The organism is Aquirufa sp. Wall-65K1 (assembly GCF_054558475.1).
Genome location: NZ_JBPXKD010000001.1, coordinates 186,682 through 208,164, shown reverse-complemented (window position 1 = coordinate 208,164; position 21,483 = coordinate 186,682). Strand labels below are relative to the sequence as shown.

The following is a 21,483-nucleotide window of genomic DNA, read 5'->3' as shown; positions in this document are numbered from 1 at the left end:
CTGTGACAAAGGTAGTACTTATTTCCTAATCAACCATTTACCTTGGATTTCCCCCATCACATTCAATACCGCTTGATTCCATTGTAAACTATCCAAACGAATTTGCATGGTAGCATTCTCCATTCCATTTTTCATCCATTGAGAACGATCAATAAATAACATTGGATCAATATTAAATTGATTTAAATTTCTTTCTAAACGCTTAAGAACTTGTTTTTTGAACATATTAGAAGGGAAACTCAAACCTTGTAAATCTTTGGAAACCAATCGAATACTCAATTTATTTCCTTCCACTAAAACAGGTATAAAATCGAAACTAAATGAACTAGCTTTACCTTTATAGCCTAAAATAGTACAATGAATCCATCGTGTATCGTTCGTTTGCAGGGTCAAGGTAAAATCTGTTTGCTTCATGCCTTTTCTCCATTGACTTTCAACCAATGCCCGTAAATATTCCCAGCTTAATTGTACAGAAAAAGGGGCCGCAGATTCTGGTACGCTTGGTACCTGAGAAATCAATTTAATTGAATTCTTTTGAAGTACCCGACTGTCAAATACATTCGTAAAAACCAAAGAAGAATTCACCCATGCTGACCCACGAATACTTTGATTACCCAATACCCATTTATCCAAAGCTATTTGACTAACAGAAGGATGCAAAACAAAATCAGCTACAGGCATACTATGAATGGCTGTATTTAACATTTTCTCTAAATTAGCCGTTTGTAGTGATTGGTTAATTTGTTTAGTTATTTGGTTAGTCAGTTGTTCTTGTTTACTAGCTAATAAACGATCAATGACAGATGCTACATTAACACCAAAACCTGCCACTCGTAAACTGGGTTTTTCCTTCCATTGATAGGAATATTGAATTTGCTGGAGAGCAAGTGAAGTCAAGGGTTTAGTAACTACATCAGCTTGTACTGACAAATCCATTTGACCATTTACTTTACCAGCTGAAAAACCTGCCAAACTTGGCTCAGCGATAAAGCCTATCGGCAACTTAAGGAAAAGGGTTCTATCATTATTTCCTTCAATTTTAGGAGTTCCTAATAAATTAATCTGTAGAGGAAATCCCACCAATGACGCATCAGTGCTTGATTGGAGTAAAGTTTTACCTGCTTGCCATTTCATCCATTTTTGCAATGTATCATAAGAAAATTCAAAATCAACCTGAGTAAATGCAGGTTTAATTGGATCAAATTTATCTTTATAAACAGCAGGCTTGGAGGGTAAAAGCACATCTCTACGACATGAAAAGCCTAAAAACAATAATCCTACAATTAAAAAATACCTCATATTTGATTTAATCTTTTCCGAATAATCCATTCGACACTAATAAGTACCACCATCAATAAACCAAAATAGGGCCATTCCCATAAATTAATTTCTTTTAAGCTAACTTCCCCAGCCAAAACTTTATTACCCAAGGTTAACTTTTTTATTTCAGATGATTCTATCAATTTAATTCCTTCCCTGTGAGATAACATTTGAAAATTGGCATTATTCCGACCAATTACAGACTCTCCATCTACCTTAATCACATTAAATTCACCAGAAAAATCTATTTCTTTACCCTGATACGTTATTTTGACCTGATATTGATACTTTCCTGGCTTATCGGGTGAATATGGAAACACTTGATGAATTTGAGATAAAGTTCGTTGAAACTGAACACTAGATTTCCCATTGGATAGCTTAAATTGAACAGGGTATTTTAAACCTTCATTTTGCTCAGGATTTAATTGGCGTATTTCAAATCCTAATTCTTCGCCTAAGGTAATTTGAGATTTGTCGAGGTCCAAGGAAACTAAATCATCTGCCTTACGCAAAAAACTCATTTTAAATAATTCCAATAAAGTAGAATCTAGTACAGCATAAGAACCCAAATTTTTAACCTCTGCCATCTGCTCTTTCCATAAATCCACAATAGCACTTGAAAAACTCGTTCTTATAGCTGAATGCTTTTGCCAAGAACTTGGAAAATATAAACCCATTTTGGTATAATCTTCCATAGGTGGCAAATTCTTGTTCAGCTCCTTAGGAATATTTAGGTACCAAACTGACTTATCTTGAGGAATTTCTTTGGGTAAAATACCATAAAATACATAATTGTCAGCCTTAGGTAAATTGGATATAGTTGAATTAAAATTCCAATGTAAATTAATTTTAGCCTCATGAGCTATTCGATTTATGACGCCCAAATTTGGATTCGGAGCTAGGGCAAAAGCTTCCACTTTAGCACGATAATCTTGTACAATCCAAGTAAAACTTTGGTCCAGAGAATCATCATTTTCTACTTTTATTCGAATCGTATGTTTACCAATTGTTGAATTAGATAAGACTAAATCAACTTCTTGAAATTCCTCCCAGCTCCCTCCGGTAGCTTTGATATTTTGATACAATTTTGAATCTACAAATACCTGAATGGCTGGTGATCTATCCCCCATTTTTAAATTAGACCAAACGGAGATAGGCACATGAATCTTCTCTCCCACCACGGAATAAAGCGTTTTATTAGGTACACTGAAACCTATTTTTTGTTGGGTAATAATTTGACCAAATGGAATTAGGTACATGGAAACCCCACGATGCAAAGATGTTTCTAAATCCCTCAATTGACCATCCGTGATAAAAAAAACATCTTTTACCTGGTATCCTTTAGATTCTTTTCTAATCAACTCCTGCACCTTAGCCCAAGAGGAGTTTTGACCATTAGGCTCAATTTGACTAGCACTAGATGACTGACTCAAGCTAATCAATTTCAATTCACTATCCTTTGGATTAATTGATTCAATATCCTCTTCAACTTGCTTGATAAAACTAGTAAAATTGGCTTGATCCATGGATTTAGAATCGTCTACAAGCAAAAGTGTTTTCTTGGGAAGCAAAGTAGATTCTTCTATGGTAAGCTTCCAAGGAATAAAACATAATATGATTCCAACCAGAAAAAGACCACGTAAAATGGATTGAAAAACGATTAAACCCGTTTTTTCATTTTTTCTATTTTGAAACCAATAATACCATATACCCAATAAAAAAGCTAAGCTCAATCCCACCCAAAGGGGAACTGAGCTTAGCCATAAATTCAATAGAATTGGATGCATTAGGTTAAAAGACCCCCATCAACTTGCAATACTTGACCCGTCACATAGGAAGATAGCTCCGAACCTAAGAATAAACATACATTGGCAACTTCCTCTGCTTGACCACCTCGTTTTAAAGGGATAAATTTAGTCCATTCTTCTACCGTTGCTTCATTTAATTCACCTGTCATTTCAGTTTCTATAAAACCAGGTGCGATGGCATTACAACGAATATTTCTAGAACCTAATTCCAAAGCTACTGACTTGGTAAAACCAATAATACCAGCTTTAGAGGCTGAATAATTTGCTTGACCGGCATTACCTTTTATACCAACAATAGATGTTAAATTAATAATAGATCCTGACTTAGCCTTCATCATGGGTTTAATGACGGCTTTTGTCAAATTGAAAACAGATTTAAGATTTACCCGAATTACCTCATCCCACTGTTCTTCACTCATGCGCATCAACAAACCATCACGCGTAATACCTGCATTGTTTATTAATACATCAATGGAACCAAAATCTTCTAATACAGAATTTACTAATTCCTCAGATTCAGCATACTGCGAAGCATCAGAACGATACCCTTTGGCACGAATTCCAAATGCGGCTAATTCTTTTTCAAGCGCCTCTCCTTTTTCTACTGAGGATAAATAAGTAAAGGCTACATTAGCACCAGATTTAGCAAATGAGGTAGCAATGGCACGACCAATACCTCTTGATGCTCCAGTAACTAGTACAACCTTGTTTTCAACTAATTTCATATAATAATTTATTCTAAATATTGGTTTTTCTTGTTAATACAATTTCCGTTGCCCCCTCTTCAAAATCAGCCTCTATGATCTCATTTTCTGCCAATGGGCCTTTTAAAATCTCTTCGGCAAGCGGATCCTCCAAGTATTTTTGAATTGCCCGGTTCAAAGGTCTAGCCCCGTATTGAGGATCATATCCTTTATCAGCAATGAAATCTTTGGCTTTGTCGGTCAAAGTTACCGTATATCCCAAATTGCTCAAACGAGTTTTCAATTTAATTAACATCAAATCAATAATTTGATGCAAATCGGCTCTTTCAAGAGAATTGAATACGATAATATCGTCTAGACGATTGATAAACTCAGGTGCAAAAGCTTTCTTTAGGGCATTTTGAATCGTTGATTTCGCATGTTCCTCAATGTTATCCATTCTAGATTTAGTTGAAAAACCAATTCCTGAGCCAAAATCTTTCAAATCGCGAGCACCAATATTGGATGTCATGATGATGATGGTATTTCTGAAATCAACTCTTCTACCCAAACCATCTGTTAAAATACCGTCGTCTAATACCTGCAATAACAAGTTGAAAACATCTGGATGTGCTTTTTCAATTTCATCCAATAGCACAACTGAATAAGGCTTTCTACGTATTTTTTCAGTCAATTGACCACCCTCTTCATATCCCACATAGCCCGGAGGCGCTCCCACTAAACGAGAAACACTAAATTTCTCCATGTATTCACTCATGTCAATACGCACTAAGGCATCTTCTTTGTCAAACAAATAAGAAGCCAAAACCTTCGCCATTTCCGTTTTTCCTACTCCCGTAGGCCCCAAGAAAATGAAGGATCCAATTGGTTTTTTAGGATCTTTTAAACCCACACGCGTACGTTGAATGGATTTCACCAATTTCTTAATGGCATCACTTTGTCCAATCACATGTTTAGACATTTCTTGCTCCATCAACAACAGCTTCTCACCCTCTTTAGCCGCCACACGATTCACAGGAATACCTGTCATCTGAGCAATAACCTCAGCTACATGTTCTTCAGTTACTGTGAACTTTTGTTTCTTAGATTCTTCCTCCCAAATGGTTTTGGCTTGCTCCAATTGATCGATTAATTTCTTTTCACGATCACGCAATTGAGCTGCTTCTTCATACTTTTGAGACTTAACCACCTGATTTTTCTCCTTCTTGACAATCTCAATCTGGGATTCTAAGGCTACAATATCGGCTGGTACATTAATGTTAGAAATATGTACTCGCGCACCTACCTCATCCATCACGTCAATTGCCTTATCTGGCAAGAAACGATCTGATACATATCGATCAGATAATTTAACAGCAGAAACAATGGATTCTGGCGTATAAATCACATGGTGATGTTCTTCATACTTATCCTTAATGTTATGTAAAATTTCAATGGTTTCATCTACTGTAGTAGCATCTACCATCACTGTTTGGAAACGACGAGCTAGTGCACCATCCTTTTCAATGTATTGACGGTATTCATCTAAGGTTGTGGCCCCAATAACTTGAATATCACCCCGAGCCAAAGCTGGCTTAAACATATTGGATGCATCCAATGACCCTGAGGCACCACCTGCACCCACAATCGTATGCAACTCGTCAATGAATAAAATGACGTCCGTAGACTTTTCCAACTCATTCATGACAGCTTTCATACGCTCTTCAAACTGCCCACGGTATTTGGTTCCTGCCACTAAAGAGGCTAAATCAAGCGTTACTACACGCTTACCAAATAATACCCGAGAAACTTTTTTCTGAATAATTCGCAAAGCTAATCCTTCCGCAATGGCAGTTTTACCTACCCCTGGTTCACCAATTAAGATGGGATTATTTTTCTTTCTACGAGATAAAATTTGAGCCACACGCTCAATTTCTTTTTCACGTCCGACAATAGGATCTAACTTTCCATTCTCAGCAATTTTGGTTAAATCCCGACCAAAATTATCTAAAACTGGTGTTTTGCTTTTTTCAGTACTTTTTGTACTTGATGATGCTGAACCAGAACCAGAGGAACCACTTGAACCAGAAGAATACAAACGACTATCATCATCATTGTCATCTGTATCTGAACTTGCTTTAGGTGAATTTTCTTGACCAGCTCCATTTTGAAACTCTACCATTTCTTTGATTAAATCATAGTAAACCTGGTACTTCTCCAAAATTTGTGTGGCTACATTATCTTCGTCGCGCAAAATTGCCATCAACAAATGATCCGTTCCTACTAAATTGGTTTTGAAATACTTCGCTTCTAAATACGTAAGACGTAATACCTTTTCCGCTTGCTTGGTTAAAGGTATATTCAACATATTTTGTTTATCGAAGGAAGAACGACTGGTCGAAGCCGTGGAATGTTCAATACTCTGCCTTAACTGATCTAAGGACACTCCTGACTTCAACAGTAAATCAATCCCTGGACCTTCCCCATCACGAATCATTCCTAGCATTAGGTGCTCTGTCCCAATGTAATCATGTCCTAAACGTAAGGCCTCTTCTCTTGCTAGAGAAATCACTTCTTTCACTTTATTTGAAAACTTAGCCTCCATATAATTTATTTTTATGCCGAGAACAAGAACACCGTTCTATTTGTTCATTTTTTGTTCAATTGATTTAAAATCAAATTAGCATCTCTGCCTTGGTTCATTAACAAATCCAACACGGATAAGTTTGGTTGAAATGTATTTCCAAAACACTGTGGATATGCTATTTCGTTGTAAAGCTTTCTTTCTCGCCAATCTTGTTTGGCTTTTATACAATTCCAAAATACATCTTTATCTTCTATTTCAAACGATTTTGTTAAAGAAAAATTCATTTTTTTCCCCAGAATCTTAGCGAACAATTCGATGTATTCGATATTTAAATCTACTAAAAAATTTAATTTCTTTTCAAAAATAGAACGGATATAGGGCTCAAAATATTCAAAATAAGGGGCTTTCCCATAAGCTGCTTGAATTGCCCCTTGATGAATTCTAACCCAATTTTGTCCATAATCAATCTTAACCTCCTTCATTAACATCTTACCAGCATGAAGGTGTTGTACGGGAACCGTTAATGTCTCAATTCCATTAGCACCTAAAATCAAGGCTCTATTGCGATACGTTTGTTTTTGAAAATGTTCGTGGACTTCGAATTGGACTTGCTCTTGGGAAAGAAGTAATGATAAGTATTCTATGCTGGGTAAATAGTGGATCTCAATACGCATTCCCAAAAATTAATCGGATATTTGCAAAATTAATAGAATATAGCCAATAAGTTCTGAAATCAAATGATGTTTTTCTTTAGGTTACTAGGGCAATTACCCTTATTTATACTTTACGGTTTAGCCGATGCATTAAAATGGGTCTTTTATGCACTAATTTCTTATCGAAAAAAGGTCATTATCGGAAATTTGAGTAAATCTTTTCCTGAAAAATCAGAAAAGGAAATTAAGAAAATTGCTTTCCAATTTTATGGCTATTTAAGCGATAACCTATTAGAATTTTTCAAAGGAGTTTCGCTATCCAAAAAGCAAGTTTTAGAACGTGTTGAATTAAATAATCATGATTTAGTTCAGAGCTATATCGATAAAGGAATACCCGTTATTTTAGTCGCAGGGCATCAAGGAAATTGGGAATGGGCCATTCACCGTTTGGCATTAACCAATGTAGTAAATGATGTTGTATACCAAAAGCTAAATAATCCAACTTTTAATGAATTTAGTAAGGAAGTTCGTCAAAGGTTTGGCAATATTGTTTTGATGGAGAAACGGGAGTCCGTAATTCTAACAAGAGATAGAAAAATGATTCCTCGTACTATTTGTTTAGCTGCTGACCAAGCACCCCAAAAGCCCGAATCAGCATACTGGACTACTTTTTTAAATCAAGACACCGCCTTTTTTACAGGGATGGAGCGCTTTGCAAGGGAATATCAATATCCTGTAGTTTTTGCTGAATTGATCCGTGAAAAAAGAGGTTATTATTCAATGACCTATGAATTATTGGCAGAGCCTGGTTTTGATAATTTGCCCTATGGTGAAATTTTAGAAAGATTTGCTAGAAGATTGGAGAAATCCATTGTAAAATACCCAGACCAATATCTTTGGTCACACCGCCGATGGAAACATCAAAAACCTGAGCATATATCCATCAAATGGAATTAATGGAAATCTGAGCAATCCCCTGCCCCTTCTCGAATCACTTCTATTTCATCTTCGTGGAGGTCTATCACACTTGAGGCAATTAATCCTCCAAAATCTCCATCTAAAACCAAATCGACCTTATTTTTATACGCATCAAAAATCAGACTTGGATCTGTATAATCTTCAATATCCAATCCATCTTGTGGTAGTGTGGTGGTCAATATGGGATGTCCTAAAGCCTTTACAATCTCCAAGATGGGTAAGTAATTAGGAATACGAATACCAACCGTTTTTTTACCCTGAACCAACACAGCAGGTACTTTAGCACTCGCTGGTAAAACAAAGGTATAAGGTCCAGGTAAAAACCTTTTCAATATTTTAAAGGCAAAATCACTTACTTTGGCAAAATTGGCTATGGAACTTAGATCAGCACAAATAAAGGAAAAACGATTTTTGTTGGGTTTAATTTGCTTGATTTCACAAATCCGAGCTATAGCTTGAGCTGATTGAATCGAACAACCTAAAGCATACATGGTATCGGTTGGGTAAATGATTACGCCATTTTTATTCAACACTTGCACGACTTGTTCAATCAATGCTTGTGAATTATTCTTCTCGTAAATTTTAATTAATTGAGCTTCCATTTTTTAGTCGAGAAGGTGGATAAAAGAAATCATTTGGCTCCTGCTCATTATCTTCAATTTTCACTTGATCAATACTGGCATTTATTTCAAATCCCACTAATAAAATCAAAGCGAAAAAATATAGCCATACCATCAAAGCAATCAAAGAACCAATAGACCCATAAACCTTATTATAACTGGCAAAATTGACTAAATAATAAGAGAAAATGTTGGTAATACTGATGGTTAAAATTGAAGCGGTAATAGACCCAGCATTGAAAAATTTCCATCTTTTATGAATGGCTGGAGCATAAAAATAAATGATGGAAATGGTGAGAAAAAAGACTGAAAATATGACAAAATAGGTCAAGATTTTAATGAAATAAAAAGTAAAGTCATAGTTGATTAAACCTTTATTTGCCAGACTATGGACAATTAAGTTACCCACAATAAACACTAAGAAGGCCGTTATTAATACAAAAGTTAACAGGAAGTTAAGTGCCACGGCAATGACTCTTTCCTTAATATAACCTCGATTTTCATTGGTTTTATAGGTTAAATTAAAGGATCTAATTAATGCCATAATTCCGCTTGTAGAGGCATATAATGCTAAAATAAAACCAAAAGACAGGACTCCTCCCCTTTTATTGCTGACTAATTCAACGATTAATTCAGACAAATCCTTTAACATGCTTTTGGGTATTGATCCTTTTAAAAAACCTATCATCTTGACATCTAAATGCTCAATAGGTAAATAGGCCAATAATGAAAAAAGAAAAATGATGGCTGGAAAAAAAGCCAATGTAAAATTATAAGCTACTGCCGCAGCACGCACATCGATATCAAATTGAAATATTTTCTGATAAAGAATACTTAGAATTCTGGCCAAGACATAATGCTCCTCCAATTCTTTCCAAATAATTTTAAGTTCACGGAGTATGCTCTTTTTCATATTAAAAATATGGCTTCAGCACATCTAATAAATAATCAGGTGCTTTTACCATTTTTTGTCGTACCATATCCATGAAAACCAGCGTTGTTTTGCCCTCATGAATTAATTCCTGTTTGGAATTTAAAATGCGATAAGAAAATTGAATCCTAACTTGGGGTAATGATATTAATGTGCATTCAATGGTCAATAACTCATCATAGTATGCTGGAGCTAAAAATTTAGAATAATTTTCATACACTGGTAAGCCAATTTGTTGGTCTTCTAAATCTTTATAACTCACACCTAAACTACGCAATGTCTCTACACGCGCTATTTCAAACAATCGAGCGTAGTTACCATAGTAAACATATCCCATTTGATCTGTATCGGCATAACAAACTCGATAAGTTACGGCGTGGCTATACATATTATTTTATTTTCAAGGCATCTAAGGCATTTTGATACCTTTTCGCATTTTGCATATGCTCTTCGTAAGTTGCTGCAAATGAATGATATCCAGAGAAATCTTCTTTGGCACAAAAATACAAATAGGAATGTTTTTCCAAGCTTAATACCTTATCAATCACTTGAGGTGAAGGAATAGAGATTGGGCCAGGAGGCAATCCTGTCAGGCGGTAAGTGTTATACGGAGAACTTATTGCCGTATACTTTCCCGTAACACGTTTGATGGAAAAATCTTTCCAAGCAAATACAATGGTTGGATCTGCTTGCAAAGGCATACCCGTTTTCAATCGATTCCAATAAACCCCTGCTATTCTGGACTGCTCATCTGATTTTTTGCTTTCACCTTCTACAATGGAAGCTAAAATTCCAGCCTCAATTGGGCTTAAAGCTAATTTTTGAGCTTTTGAAATTCGATCTGCTGTCCAAAACTTTATATATTCTTTATTCATTTTATTCATAAATGACTCAAATGAAGATGTCCAAAGAATTTCATAAGTATTGGGAATAAACATGCAAGGGATGGTTTCTTTATTGAAACCAAACTGACTCACATATTCATTAGAATCCAATTGCTTAAAAATGAAGGTAGAATCAAATGGTAATTGTTTAGCCAATTTACCAGCTAAATCTTCTTTTAGACGAAAAGTATTGATAACCAAACGAATGGCATCTTGTCGACCGTTTCGCAATTTCCTAATTATCTCAAAATTACCCGACTCAGAATAAATCAAATAACGACCTGGCTTTACTCTCTCAGGATATGATAAAACTTTAGCTAAAAAGCGAAAACTTAATTGATCACGCACTAACTGATGTTTATTTAAAGTATCCAAAACCGTTTGAAAATTGGCACCTTGGGGAATTAATAATACAAAAGGTTTTTCCGCTTTAACATCAAAATTAGGTGTTTTAAAAACTTGCCAAACGTAATAGGAAAACATGGCCGCTAACAGCGAAAACACCAAAATAAAAATCTTAAATTTCTTGTTATCTATCATCTTAGGCAATATTAAAAGCTACGTTAAATCGATTGGCAAGGGCTTGTAAATCAGCCACTACTGGTTCCAATAATGGTATACCATTGGCTTTTCTTTCAATTTCTAATTCTCTTTCAGGATCTCCTGGAATAATCACATTTTTCCCTTCTACAGCTTGAGCAGAACGAAAACGTTGAATCCATTTATCCATATCCAGCATAAACTCATTGGCAGGACGGAAGGCATCAATACGCATAGCTCCCAAAAAATGGCCAGTGCCTATTCCTACTGATTCCCCAGCAGACATAAAACCTGCCGTAGCAAAAGGTGGAACCCAAGGGCCAAAATTTGCTCCAGACAAAACACCAGATAAAATATCTACCATGGCACCTAAAGCATAACCTTTATGAGAGCCATGCTCCCTATCTCCACCTAAGGGAAGTAATGCCCCACCATTTTTAATGGCAAATGCGTCATTACTTGGATTGCCATCAGCGTCTTGCACCCAACCATCAGGAGTTTGTAATCCTTTTCTTTGTAATATTTCTAATTTTCCATAAGCCACCGCTGTAGAAGCAAAATCAGCCACAAAAGCTGGTTCAGTTAAGGCAGGAATAGCCATAGCTACGGGATTGGTGCCTAATAATTTTTCCCTAGAGAATGTGGGTGTCACCAAAGGAGCAGCATGGGTCATGGCCCAACCAATCATTTGATGATTTAATGCCTTCATAGCATGGTAACCAGCAATTCCAAAGTGATTTGAATTACGCACAGCTATCCAACCTGTACCTGCTTTTTCTGCTTTTTCACAAGCGATTTCCATGGCATGCGGTGCTACTACCAAACCAAGACCTTTATCTCCATCAATCACCGCGGTAGAAGGAGATTCATGCACAATTTTAATTTTTGGATTGGGGTTTAACCGTCCATGATCAAATAAACGCACATATCCTGCCAACCTAGCAACACCATGAGAATCAATTCCCCTAGCATCCGCAGCAACTAAAACCTCCGCGGCTAATTGGGCCTGAATTTCAGGGGTTCCGATGGATTCAAAAACCGAAGCCACAAAATTTTGTAAACGGTTAAAATCTGCTTGCATAGTCTAAAAACAAAACACAAAGATAAAAATATTATGTGGGAATAAAACTTTTGAGGGCAAGCCAACGTTCTTTGCTATATTCGTTTCACCGAATTATAATCATCAAATATGCAAACTAATTATCTCCTCGAATTGATTTCTTCATTTTGGTTTTGGCTCGTGATAATATTGGTGGCAGTAGTCATACGAGATGTATTTATTCAAAAAAGCCATACCATTACCCACAACTTCCCAGTCATTGGTCACATACGTTATTGGATTGAACAAATTGGACCTGAAATTAGGCAATACATAGTGGCTAACAACCGAGAAGAGCTTCCATTTAATCGTCAGGAACGTTCTTGGATCTATGCCTCTTCTAAGAATGAAAATAATCTACAAGGCTTTGGAAGCGATCAAGACTTCAATTCCCCTGGATATATTTTTATCAAAAATGCCATGATGGGTTTCAATCCTCCCAAAGATCATCCATTTAGAGCAAATCCAGGCGTATTACCTGCAGCCAAAATCATTGGGGCTTACCATGAAAGAAAAAGACCATTTAGACCATATTCGGTGGTTAATATTTCAGGAATGAGCTATGGATCTTTATCTGCCAAAGCGGTGGAATCTCTTAATAAAGGTGCCTATTTAGCTGGATGTTTTCATAATACAGGGGAAGGTTCATTGTCCCCTTACCATCAAATGGGGGCAGATATTGTCTTAAACATTGGTACAGCCTATTTTGGAGTGCGGGATTTAGATGGCAAATTTTCCATGGAGAAATTAATAAAAAAAGTCCAATCAAATCCACGATTAAGGGCAATTGAATTGAAACTTTCTCAAGGAGCAAAACCTGGAAAAGGTGGTATGCTACCTGCTGCCAAAGTAAATAAAGAGATTGCTGAAATCCGACACATACCTATTGGGAAGGATGCCTTCTCTCCTGCCTTTCATTCAGAATTCACGAATGTCCCTGAAATGGTGGATTTTATAGAAAGAATGGCAGAGGCTACCGGCTTACCCGTTGGCATAAAATCTGCCATTGGAAAATTGGAACAATGGGAGGAATTAGCCTTATACATGAAAAAAACGGGCAAAGGACCTGATTTCATCACCATAGATGGTGGTGAAGGAGGAACAGGAGCGGCACCCCACGCCTTTGCCGATCACGTGTCTATGCCCTTTACATTCGCATTTGCAAAGGTTTACCAAATTTTTCAACGACAAGGATTAACTGAACATATCTTTTTCATTGCTTCAGGAAAGCTGGGCTTCCCTGAAAAAGCGCTAATGGCTTTTGCTATGGGTGCAGATTCCATTAACATTGCCCGTGAAGCAATGATGTCCATTGGGTGCATTCAAGCCCAAAAATGCCATACTAATCATTGTCCTACGGGCATTGCCACATCAAACAAATGGCTGCAAGCAGGAATAGACGTAAGCCTAAAAAGTGAGCGCTATTATTTATATCATTATACATTAATCAAAGAAATAGCTGAAATTACCCATGCCTGTGGTTACGAACATCCTTGCCAAATCACCATGGATGACATCGAATTTTCTATGGGTGATAATAACCGTACCATCGCCCTTTCTAAGTCATTAGGGTATCATAAAGACCCCGTTAATTATGTAAGTTTACAAGATTTATTGGCTTGTTCACATTTAGGAGGTGAAGGTGCAAGAAAACGATTGACATTTGCCGCTCAGGTTTAGAAAGGTTTGGTTATCTTTGCACTATGTTATCCATATCCAATTTAAGTTTCTATTTCGGTAGTCGGGCATTATATGAGAATGCCAATTTACATATCAAACCTAAGACCAAGATTGGCCTCATCGGGGCTAATGGTACAGGTAAATCCACCCTTCTTCGCCTTATTTCCGGCGAATATTCACCTGACGGAGGTAATATTTCCAAATCGGGAGAATGTACAATCGGTTTTTTAAACCAAGATTTATTATCCTACCAAACGGATGATAGCATCTTGGAAGTAGCCATGCAGGCTTTTGAAAAGCAATTAGAACTTCAACATAAAATAGATGCTGTCTTGCACAAGATGGAAACTAATTATGAAGATAAGGATGTTGATGTTTTGGCCCATTTGCAAGAAGAATTTGAGCGTTTAGATGGGTACACCATTCAGGCAAAAACAGAGGAGATTCTAGAGGGTCTAGGATTTAGTACAGAGGATTTATCTAGACCTTTGCGATTATTTTCTGGAGGCTGGAGGATGCGTGTGATGTTGGCCAAATTGCTATTACAAAAACCTGCTCTATTATTACTCGATGAGCCAACCAACCACTTGGACTTACCTTCTATTGAATGGGTAGAAAAATACATACATGATTATGAAGGTTCTATTGTAGTCGTTTCTCACGATCGCTATTTTTTAGACCGAACCATTGATCATATAGCTGAGGTTTCAAATGCCAAAATCACACTTTATCCTGGAAATTATTCTTTCTATATGGAAGAAAAAGCCTTAAGGAATGAAGTACAGAAAGGTGCTTATGAAAACCAGCAAGCCCAAATTAGACAAACAGAGAGATTTATTGAACGCTTCAAAGCCAAGGCTTCTAAAGCTAGACAGGTACAGTCGCGAGTAAAAGCATTAGATAAAATTGACATCATTGACGATGTTATTGATGAAAAAGCCAAGGTAAATTTCAAATTTAATTTTGGTACTCAACCTGGTCGATTCATTCTCTTCTTGGAGCAAATCTCCAAAGCATATGGGGAGAAAATCATTTTGAAAAATACCTCTGCTACTATTAATAGAGGAGATAAAATTGCCTTGATTGGGGCCAATGGAAAGGGGAAATCTACCCTATTGAGGATAATCTCAGGAACTGAGAAAATTGAAGGTGAAAGAAGATTAGGACATAATGTCATTGAATCTTTCTTTGCCCAACATCAACTAGAAAGCTTACAGGTTGAGAATACTCTTTTAGAGGAATTAAAGTCAACTGGTACAGCCAAAACTGAAATGGAATTAAGAAGTATTTTAGGATGCTTTTTGTTCTCGGGTGAAGAAGTATTTAAGAAAATCAAGGTCTTGTCTGGAGGAGAGAAATCGCGTGTAGCCTTGGCCAAAGTTCTGATTTCGCAGGCTAATTTCTTGTTGTTGGATGAGCCTACCAACCACTTAGACATGCAGTCTGTGAATATTTTAATTCAAGCCTTGCAGCAATATGAAGGAAGCTATGTGGTAGTTTCACACGACCGTTTCTTTGTATCACAAATAGCCAATAAAATCTGGTATTTAGAGGATTACGAAATCAAAGAATACCCAGGGACTTTTGAAGAATACGAAACTTGGCAAGAAACAAGAAAATCAGAATTACCAAGTGGCAATAAAAAAGTAATTGAAAAACCGAAACCAGAAATTGAAAAAAACAGTATCCCCCTTGCTCCAGTGGTAAACAATGCCAAACAAATTGAAAAACTGGAAGCGAAAATCATGGATTTGGAAAACAAAAAGGGGGAAATAGAAACTAAGATGTCTGATTTAGCCCAAAGTAACCAATTCCAAGAAATGAAGACCTGGGAAGAAAAATTAAAATTAGTTTCAGAAGAATTAAGTCAAGTCATGAATGAATGGGAAACCCTAATCGCTTAATTCTATGAAACATTTAGGTTTGACCTTGTTTTTTTTTCTTATAAACTGGACCATATTTGGACAGATTAAGAATAAGAAATTCAAAAGCGAAATTCAAACCATTATTTTAAGTAGATCAGAGGAAAAAACCATCATTACGGATAATCCGGTGATGGACATTTCCAATCAAGGTAATTTTCAATTATCCTTTGATGATCTGGCTATGAAAAACTTAACTTATCATCTTCGTATAATCCATTGCCAAGCTGATTGGAAGCCTTCTTCCCTATCGGAAATTGAATATTTACAGGACTTCAATGATGTACCAATTCGATCACCAAGAAACTCCTTCGGAACGAAAATACCATATTTGCATTATCAGATACAATTACCCCAAGTAAGAATTAGTGGTAATTTCATCGCTATGGTATATGCGCAAAGAAATAAACGTGATACCGTTTTTACAAAAAGATTTTCGGTTTATGAAAATAATATGACCGTGGCGGCCAAAATATCCTTTGCTAGACCCAATAACTTACGAAATACACACCAAGCCATCGATTTAACATTGATTTACCCTAATCAATTAATGCTGAATTCCGATGAGGGATTAGGGATAATCCTTAGGAAAAATTACCAGTCAGAAAATTGGTTAAGTAAAATACCGAGAGCCCAAATCAATGGGCAAGAAAGAAAAATCACATTTCCATTCTACGATAATGAAAATGTAATTCCAGGAGGTAATGAATTCCGATTAATCAATTTGTCTAGTACCCAACAAAAAATGACTTTTGTGGAGAGTATTCGTCAATCTGATGCCTTTACCGAAATTAGCACCATGGTGGAAGTACCACAAGGAAATTATTCTTATGTTCAGCGGCCAGATTTTGATGGATCTTACGTAATAGACCATTATGAAAATGGCAATGCCAGTGTGGCTTCGGATTATATCTGGTGTCAATTCCAATTAAAAATGGAAGAATTGCCTAATGAAAAAATATATGTAGTAGGCGCATTTAACCAATTTGAAAAAAACTCTGAAAATCTAATGGAATACGATGCAGCCAAGCAAATGTATACCAAAAAAATCCGACTGAAACAGGGCATTTATAATTATCAGTTTGTAAGTAATCTACCAAATAATACGTTGGAAGGAAATTACTCACAAACTGAAAATACCTATGAGGTATTAGTATATTTTAGAAAACCTGGCGACCGCCATGATTCGTTATTGGGATATAATAAATTGATATACCCTTAAATTATACATTAAATCTAAAGTGCATGATATCACCATCTTGCACGATGTATTCTTTTCCTTCAACACTCATCTTACCCGCCTCTTTACAAGCCAACTCGGTCTTTAAAGCCTGATAATCAGCCAATTTAATAACTTCCGCGCGAATAAACCCTTTTTCAAAGTCCGTATGTATAACGCCGGCCGCTTGAGGGGCTTTCCAGCCTTTTTGAATGGTCCAAGCTCTCACTTCTTGAACACCCGCTGTAAAATAGGTAATCAAGTTTAATAAATAATAAGAGCTACGAATTAATTTACTTAAACCAGATTCTGTCAAACCATATTCACTCAAAAACATAGCTCTTTCCTCCATATCTTCAATTTCAGCAATTTGAGCTTCTAATGCCGCACAAACTACTATTACCTCTGCATTTTCAGCTTGAACATTAGCTCTTAATTGATCCACATATTCATTTCCTCCTTGGGCTAAAGCAGACTCATCAACATTGGCAACATAAATTACAGGTTTATCAGTTAATAGATAAAGATCCCCAATGGCTGCAGCTCGTAATTCAGGATCCATTTCCACCGTTCTTGCTGACTTTCCAGCTTCCAAAGTAGCTTTAAACTGCTGCAAAGCAGCTAATTCTTGCCTTGCCTTTGCATCACCGGCCTTAGCGGCCCGTTCTGTTTTTGATATTTTTTTATCGACAGATTCTAAATCTTTCAATTGCAACTCCATATCAATGATTTCTTTATCGCTGACTGGATTAACACGACCTTCTACGTGAACAATGTTTTCATCCATAAAACAACGAACTACGTGAATAATGGCATCTACTTCACGTATATTGGCTAAAAATTTATTTCCAAGTCCAGCACCCTGAGAAGCCCCTTTCACCAAACCTGCGATATCCGTGAATTCAATAACCGTTGGAAGCACGCGCTGTGGATTTACTAAAGATTCTAAAATAGAGAGACGCTCATCCGGTACAGTAACAATTCCCACATTAGGCTCAATAGTACAAAAAGGGTAATTGGCTGCTTCTGCTTTGTTAGAAGAAATAGCACTAAATAAAGTTGACTTACCTACATTAGGCAATCCTACAATTCCACACGTTAATCCCATAGTTTATTTAAAATAAAGCGCAAAAATACGCTTAAAAATTAAAAAAGCCCCTGTTTTCACAGAGGCTTTTTACAAAATATATCGTATTTATTTATTCCCACTTCAAATCAGTTCCACCAAACTCATCCTCATCGCGATTGAACTGAGTAAAATCAACATCAGGCATTAATTCAGTTTTTACATGGTCTACTGCCTCCTTTAATCCATCCATGAATTTATCAAAATCCTCTTTGTAAAGGAACATTTTGTGCTTTTCATACACAAATCCATCTTCTTTTTGGTGACGGCGACTTTCGGTAATTGTTATGTAATAATCTTGTGAACGAGTTGATTTAACATCAAAAAAATAAGTTCTTTTACCTGCACGAATTCTTTTGGAAAACAATTCTTCTCTATCTCTTTCTTCCACTTTAAATAAGTATTTAAGTTTTACAATGCGTAAATCTACTATTTATTCTCAATCACTCAAAAAATATGATAGAAATTTACTATCAAAAAATGCGCAATTATTGCACAAAAAGTAGAAAATCTTAAATTATAAGTATAAAAATTACGCAATAAGCAGGTAATTTGATAAGTTGCGTCATGACTTCGTTAAGGATCATACTATTTACCCTAATCTATCACTTCATTTTCCAAGTCCAGGCACAGAACCTGGGAGATGAGAGTTATGGGATTGCCTCCTATTATTCCAAGAGTTTTTACAACAAAAAAACAGCAAATCAAGAACTTTTAAATAAGAAAGATTTTACTGCAGCACATCGCATTTACCCTTTTAATACCTTAGTTGAAGTAACCAATTTACAGAATAAAAAATCGGTTATTGTAAGGATTAATGATAGAGGTCCTTATAAATCTGGACGAATAATTGATTTAACGGAGATTAGTGCTAAGCAACTTAATATTCGAAAAATAGGACTTACAAAAGTTCGTTTGAAGATTATAGGATTTGAAAATGAACAAATGCTCATCCCCTACCAGCATTTAGAAATGGAAACTAGTCCTAAGTTTAGCAGTAAATTTTATCAAAAAACTAGGTTAAAATACAAAAAGAAATACCGCCTAAAAAGACATATTCGTCATCGTTCATATTTAGCAAAAGGTAAGAAGAAGGGTACGGTGAATAAAAAACGAAAAAAGAAAATAAACCATGCTAAGAAAAGTAGCAGAAGAACAAGCAAGTAATACATTAGCTATCCTTGCGGAGGAGATTAGCCATGAATTATACCATGGGAAGCATAGAAGTGCATTTCATGGATATTCCTCTGAATTCAAAGAGTATAAGGCCTACCAAACAGGTGATAATTTAAAGCAGGTTGACTGGAAATTATATGGAAGAACGGATAAACTTTTTACCAAACACTTCCATGATGAATCCAACATCAGCGCTTATTTTTTTGTTGACCTATCTTCCTCTATGTTTTTCCCCAGGGAAAGTTTGGAGAAAATAAATAAGTCCATCCAAATCATAGCTGTTCTTGCTAAAATATTACAAAAGCAAAGAGACAAATTTGGCATTTTGGGAATATCCAATGAATTACTCTGGGAAAGTCCTCTAGGTAATTCTAAGGCACATTTATTTGAAATTTATCAACAGTTAGAAGAATTACTTAGCAGAGAATCAAGGGAAGAGATAAGTCAACTTCCTTCCATACTGTCCACTAAAGTACCAGCCATTGGCCAAAGAAAATTGGTTTTCATTCTGACGGATCTTTTATTTAATGACCCAGATTATAGCCTATTTTTAAAGAGTCTTTCAGAAATTAAGGCCAACAAAAACACCATCAAAATTCTTCACGTTTGGGATCAAAGTGAGAAAAAACAGGAAAGTAAATCAGGTAGTATTTTACAATATAAAGACATAGAAACTAATCAAGTTTTGTCCTTACCCATAGAAGAATGGAATCAATTGCAAGTGAAGCAAGAAAGTTATTTCATAGATCAACGCATTAATCCATTACTTAGTAAAGGATACCAATATCATTCACTTTGTGTTAATGATAGCCTATTTGAGCTAATTCGTCAAATTATTTAAGGCCTAACTCCTTTTGTCTATTTTCATAAAAAGAGATAAAATCTTGAATTTTATCTGTTGGAATTTTCTTACCAATAATCTTTTTATTTCTATCCAAAATATAAATGATAGGCGTAGAATATATATCAAAAGTGCGTAAAAAATCTGTGTAATACTCTTCTTTACCTGTTTTTGGATTTACATGTATATCTATACCATTGAAAACAGATTCCATTTTATACTCTTTAATAAAACTCGTCCATTGTGGCTTGTTTCTAGCAATGGAAGTAGCCAGAATTGCTATTTTCTTTGATTTAAAATAAGTGGATTGAGCCATTAATTTGGGGGTTTCCTCTTTGCAATGGCTACAGTCTGGATCATAAAAATATACGAGCGTATACTCTCCGGGTATAGCAGAAGTCATTAATCGCTTACCTGATGGATCGCTTAATATTAACTCAGGTAACTTTTTCCCAATTAAAAGAGGCTTTAACACGATAATGCGCTCTTTCATTTGTCGAACGGTTACAGTATCCCATAATGCAGGTTCACCTACATAGTACTTCTCCCCCATGTGAGCAAAAGCAGCATCTGTTCCCACTATATTACTGTTTTCATAGGTACTTGATATCTTATAAATTACATAACGTCTGACATCTCTATTTTTAATTTTAGCTAGCAAGCGATCTGCGTCTTTAATAATAGAATCAGGTTGTTGGACTACTAAATCTTCAAAATACTTTTCCAATTTTCTTTGTAAAAAAGGAGTACGAATAAATCGTTCATCATTTAAATCAAGGTTATCAAAAAAGTGTTTTTTATAGTAACCGAATTGGTATTGGTATAATTCCGTACTGTCCTTGGATGAAATTACTTTCTTTTTAAAGGGAGGTATTTCAGGATCAAAAGTTGCTCTAATTAATTTTGAGACAAATAGTGACTTATTTTTTTCAAACCAAGATTGTTGGTATTGCATGATTTCTTTACGAACATTGGCTATCTGTGCAGGATCTTTCTTTTCCATTTCCATTTTTCTTAATCCTACATAACGACTCCCCATTTCTTTTTGAAAACTAAAAAAAGCTTCATTTTCCGTAGAATTTTGAAATTTAATGTGATTGATTGGATCTAATGTATCCGTCTCAAAGGAAAAATTAGTGTTCCCAATAATCACATCTAGGTATTTATTCTTCAAAAAGCTAATCAAATACAAACCTTTAGGTAAATTTTCTTTGCCCTGAAAAACAAAATTACCTTGTCCATCTGCTTGAGCTGTATCCTTTATTACTTGTTGAGTTGAGCCAAAATAATGTGCCAAATAGACCTCCGTTTGACCAATTCCTTTAATCTTACCTTTAATTAAAAATCCGGAATCTGATGAGGAAGATTTAAGTGTCTTATCTACTTGGGCGATTGATCCTAATCCGCATAGCATGA

Annotated in this window: 19 protein-coding genes; 6 read left to right on the top strand and 13 right to left on the bottom strand. The window is 35.8% G+C overall.

What is annotated here, in order from left to right; genetic code table 11:
- Window positions 1-18 precede the first annotated feature (18 nt).
- Genes ACST15_RS00935 through ACST15_RS00915 form a run of 5 tightly spaced genes read right to left on the bottom strand, consistent with a single transcriptional unit; the run spans window position 19 to window position 7,072 of the window.
- Window positions 19-1,299, bottom strand: a complete 1,281-nt coding sequence (locus ACST15_RS00935) for a DUF4403 family protein (RefSeq protein WP_459452782.1) — start codon at window positions 1,297-1,299, stop codon at window positions 19-21.
- On the bottom strand, window positions 1,296-3,107 hold the full coding sequence (locus ACST15_RS00930) for a hypothetical protein (RefSeq protein WP_459452781.1): 1,812 nt from the start codon (window positions 3,105-3,107) through the stop codon (window positions 1,296-1,298). Before ACST15_RS00930 ends, ACST15_RS00935 begins: the two co-directional genes overlap by 4 nt.
- On the bottom strand, window positions 3,107-3,853 hold the full coding sequence (gene fabG / locus ACST15_RS00925) for a 3-oxoacyl-[acyl-carrier-protein] reductase (RefSeq protein ID WP_459452780.1): 747 nt from the start codon (window positions 3,851-3,853) through the stop codon (window positions 3,107-3,109). Before fabG ends, ACST15_RS00930 begins: the two co-directional genes overlap by 1 nt.
- A gap of 13 nt (window positions 3,854-3,866) precedes the next feature.
- The gene (locus tag ACST15_RS00920) at window positions 3,867-6,416 is read right to left on the bottom strand and encodes an ATP-dependent Clp protease ATP-binding subunit (RefSeq protein WP_459452779.1); all 2,550 of its coding nucleotides are present in this window, start codon (window positions 6,414-6,416) and stop codon (window positions 3,867-3,869) included.
- 44 nt (window positions 6,417-6,460) lie between these two features.
- Window positions 6,461-7,072, bottom strand: coding sequence for a WbqC family protein (locus tag ACST15_RS00915; RefSeq protein WP_459452778.1), 612 nt, complete (start codon window positions 7,070-7,072; stop codon window positions 6,461-6,463).
- Between the two features lie 63 nt (window positions 7,073-7,135).
- On the opposite strand from ACST15_RS00915, the gene ACST15_RS00910 reads away from it, so the two are divergent.
- Window positions 7,136-8,008 (top strand): lysophospholipid acyltransferase family protein, encoded by an 873-nt coding sequence (locus tag ACST15_RS00910; protein WP_459452777.1) that lies wholly within the window; start codon window positions 7,136-7,138, stop codon window positions 8,006-8,008.
- On the opposite strand, the gene ACST15_RS00905 is transcribed toward ACST15_RS00910, so the two are convergent.
- The 5 genes from ACST15_RS00905 to ACST15_RS00885 are packed head-to-tail and all read right to left on the bottom strand — an operon-like array spanning window position 8,005 to window position 12,085.
- Complete coding sequence (locus ACST15_RS00905; protein ID WP_459452776.1) at window positions 8,005-8,631, bottom strand: L-threonylcarbamoyladenylate synthase; 627 nt, start codon at window positions 8,629-8,631, stop codon at window positions 8,005-8,007. The genes ACST15_RS00910 and ACST15_RS00905 overlap by 4 nt on opposite strands.
- Window positions 8,612-9,562, bottom strand: coding sequence for a YihY/virulence factor BrkB family protein (locus tag ACST15_RS00900; RefSeq protein WP_459452775.1), 951 nt, complete (start codon window positions 9,560-9,562; stop codon window positions 8,612-8,614). The genes ACST15_RS00905 and ACST15_RS00900 overlap by 20 nt, the downstream gene beginning before the upstream one ends.
- 1 nt (window position 9,563) lies before the next feature.
- A complete protein-coding gene (locus ACST15_RS00895; protein WP_459452774.1) occupies window positions 9,564-9,968 on the bottom strand; it encodes an acyl-CoA thioesterase in 405 nt (134 codons plus the stop codon).
- Window position 9,969: 1 nt separating this feature from the next.
- Window positions 9,970-11,004 carry an endolytic transglycosylase MltG gene (gene mltG, locus ACST15_RS00890; protein WP_459452773.1) on the bottom strand — a complete coding sequence of 345 codons (1,035 nt, stop codon included), beginning with the start codon at window positions 11,002-11,004 and terminating at the stop codon, window positions 9,970-9,972.
- Between the two features lies 1 nt (window position 11,005).
- The gene (locus ACST15_RS00885; RefSeq protein WP_459452772.1) at window positions 11,006-12,085 is read right to left on the bottom strand and encodes an Ldh family oxidoreductase; all 1,080 of its coding nucleotides are present in this window, start codon (window positions 12,083-12,085) and stop codon (window positions 11,006-11,008) included.
- 108 nt (window positions 12,086-12,193) lie between these two features.
- Here ACST15_RS00885 and ACST15_RS00880 point away from each other — a divergent pair, with 108 nt between their 5' ends.
- From ACST15_RS00880 to ACST15_RS00870, 3 genes are read left to right on the top strand one after another with little or no spacing between them, the layout of a single operon-like run.
- Window positions 12,194-13,783, top strand: a complete 1,590-nt coding sequence (locus ACST15_RS00880; RefSeq protein WP_459452771.1) for an FMN-binding glutamate synthase family protein — start codon at window positions 12,194-12,196, stop codon at window positions 13,781-13,783.
- 23 nt (window positions 13,784-13,806) lie between these two features.
- Window positions 13,807-15,687, top strand: a complete 1,881-nt coding sequence (locus tag ACST15_RS00875) for an ABC-F family ATP-binding cassette domain-containing protein (RefSeq protein WP_459452770.1) — start codon at window positions 13,807-13,809, stop codon at window positions 15,685-15,687.
- Window positions 15,688-15,691: 4 nt separating this feature from the next.
- Window positions 15,692-16,927, top strand: coding sequence for a type IX secretion system plug protein (locus tag ACST15_RS00870; RefSeq protein WP_459452769.1), 1,236 nt, complete (start codon window positions 15,692-15,694; stop codon window positions 16,925-16,927).
- A gap of 1 nt (window position 16,928) precedes the next feature.
- On the opposite strand, the gene ychF is transcribed toward ACST15_RS00870, so the two are convergent.
- Together ychF and ACST15_RS00860 are read right to left on the bottom strand one after the other, a co-directional pair.
- Window positions 16,929-18,032, bottom strand: coding sequence for a redox-regulated ATPase YchF (gene ychF / locus ACST15_RS00865; RefSeq protein WP_459452768.1), 1,104 nt, complete (start codon window positions 18,030-18,032; stop codon window positions 16,929-16,931).
- Between the two features lie 91 nt (window positions 18,033-18,123).
- On the bottom strand, window positions 18,124-18,441 hold the full coding sequence (locus tag ACST15_RS00860) for a DUF3276 family protein (RefSeq protein WP_166227941.1): 318 nt from the start codon (window positions 18,439-18,441) through the stop codon (window positions 18,124-18,126).
- A 176-nt stretch (window positions 18,442-18,617) separates the two neighbouring features.
- Here ACST15_RS00860 and ACST15_RS00855 point away from each other — a divergent pair, with 176 nt between their 5' ends.
- Window positions 18,618-19,217, top strand: coding sequence for a septal ring lytic transglycosylase RlpA family protein (locus ACST15_RS00855; protein WP_459452767.1), 600 nt, complete (start codon window positions 18,618-18,620; stop codon window positions 19,215-19,217).
- The gene (locus tag ACST15_RS00850) at window positions 19,183-20,067 is read left to right on the top strand and encodes a DUF58 domain-containing protein (RefSeq protein ID WP_459452766.1); all 885 of its coding nucleotides are present in this window, start codon (window positions 19,183-19,185) and stop codon (window positions 20,065-20,067) included. The genes ACST15_RS00855 and ACST15_RS00850 overlap by 35 nt, the downstream gene beginning before the upstream one ends.
- On the opposite strand, the gene ACST15_RS00845 is transcribed toward ACST15_RS00850, so the two are convergent.
- Window positions 20,060-21,481, bottom strand: a complete 1,422-nt coding sequence (locus ACST15_RS00845; protein ID WP_459453229.1) for a DUF4369 domain-containing protein — start codon at window positions 21,479-21,481, stop codon at window positions 20,060-20,062. The genes ACST15_RS00850 and ACST15_RS00845 overlap by 8 nt on opposite strands.
- Window positions 21,482-21,483 lie beyond the last annotated feature (2 nt).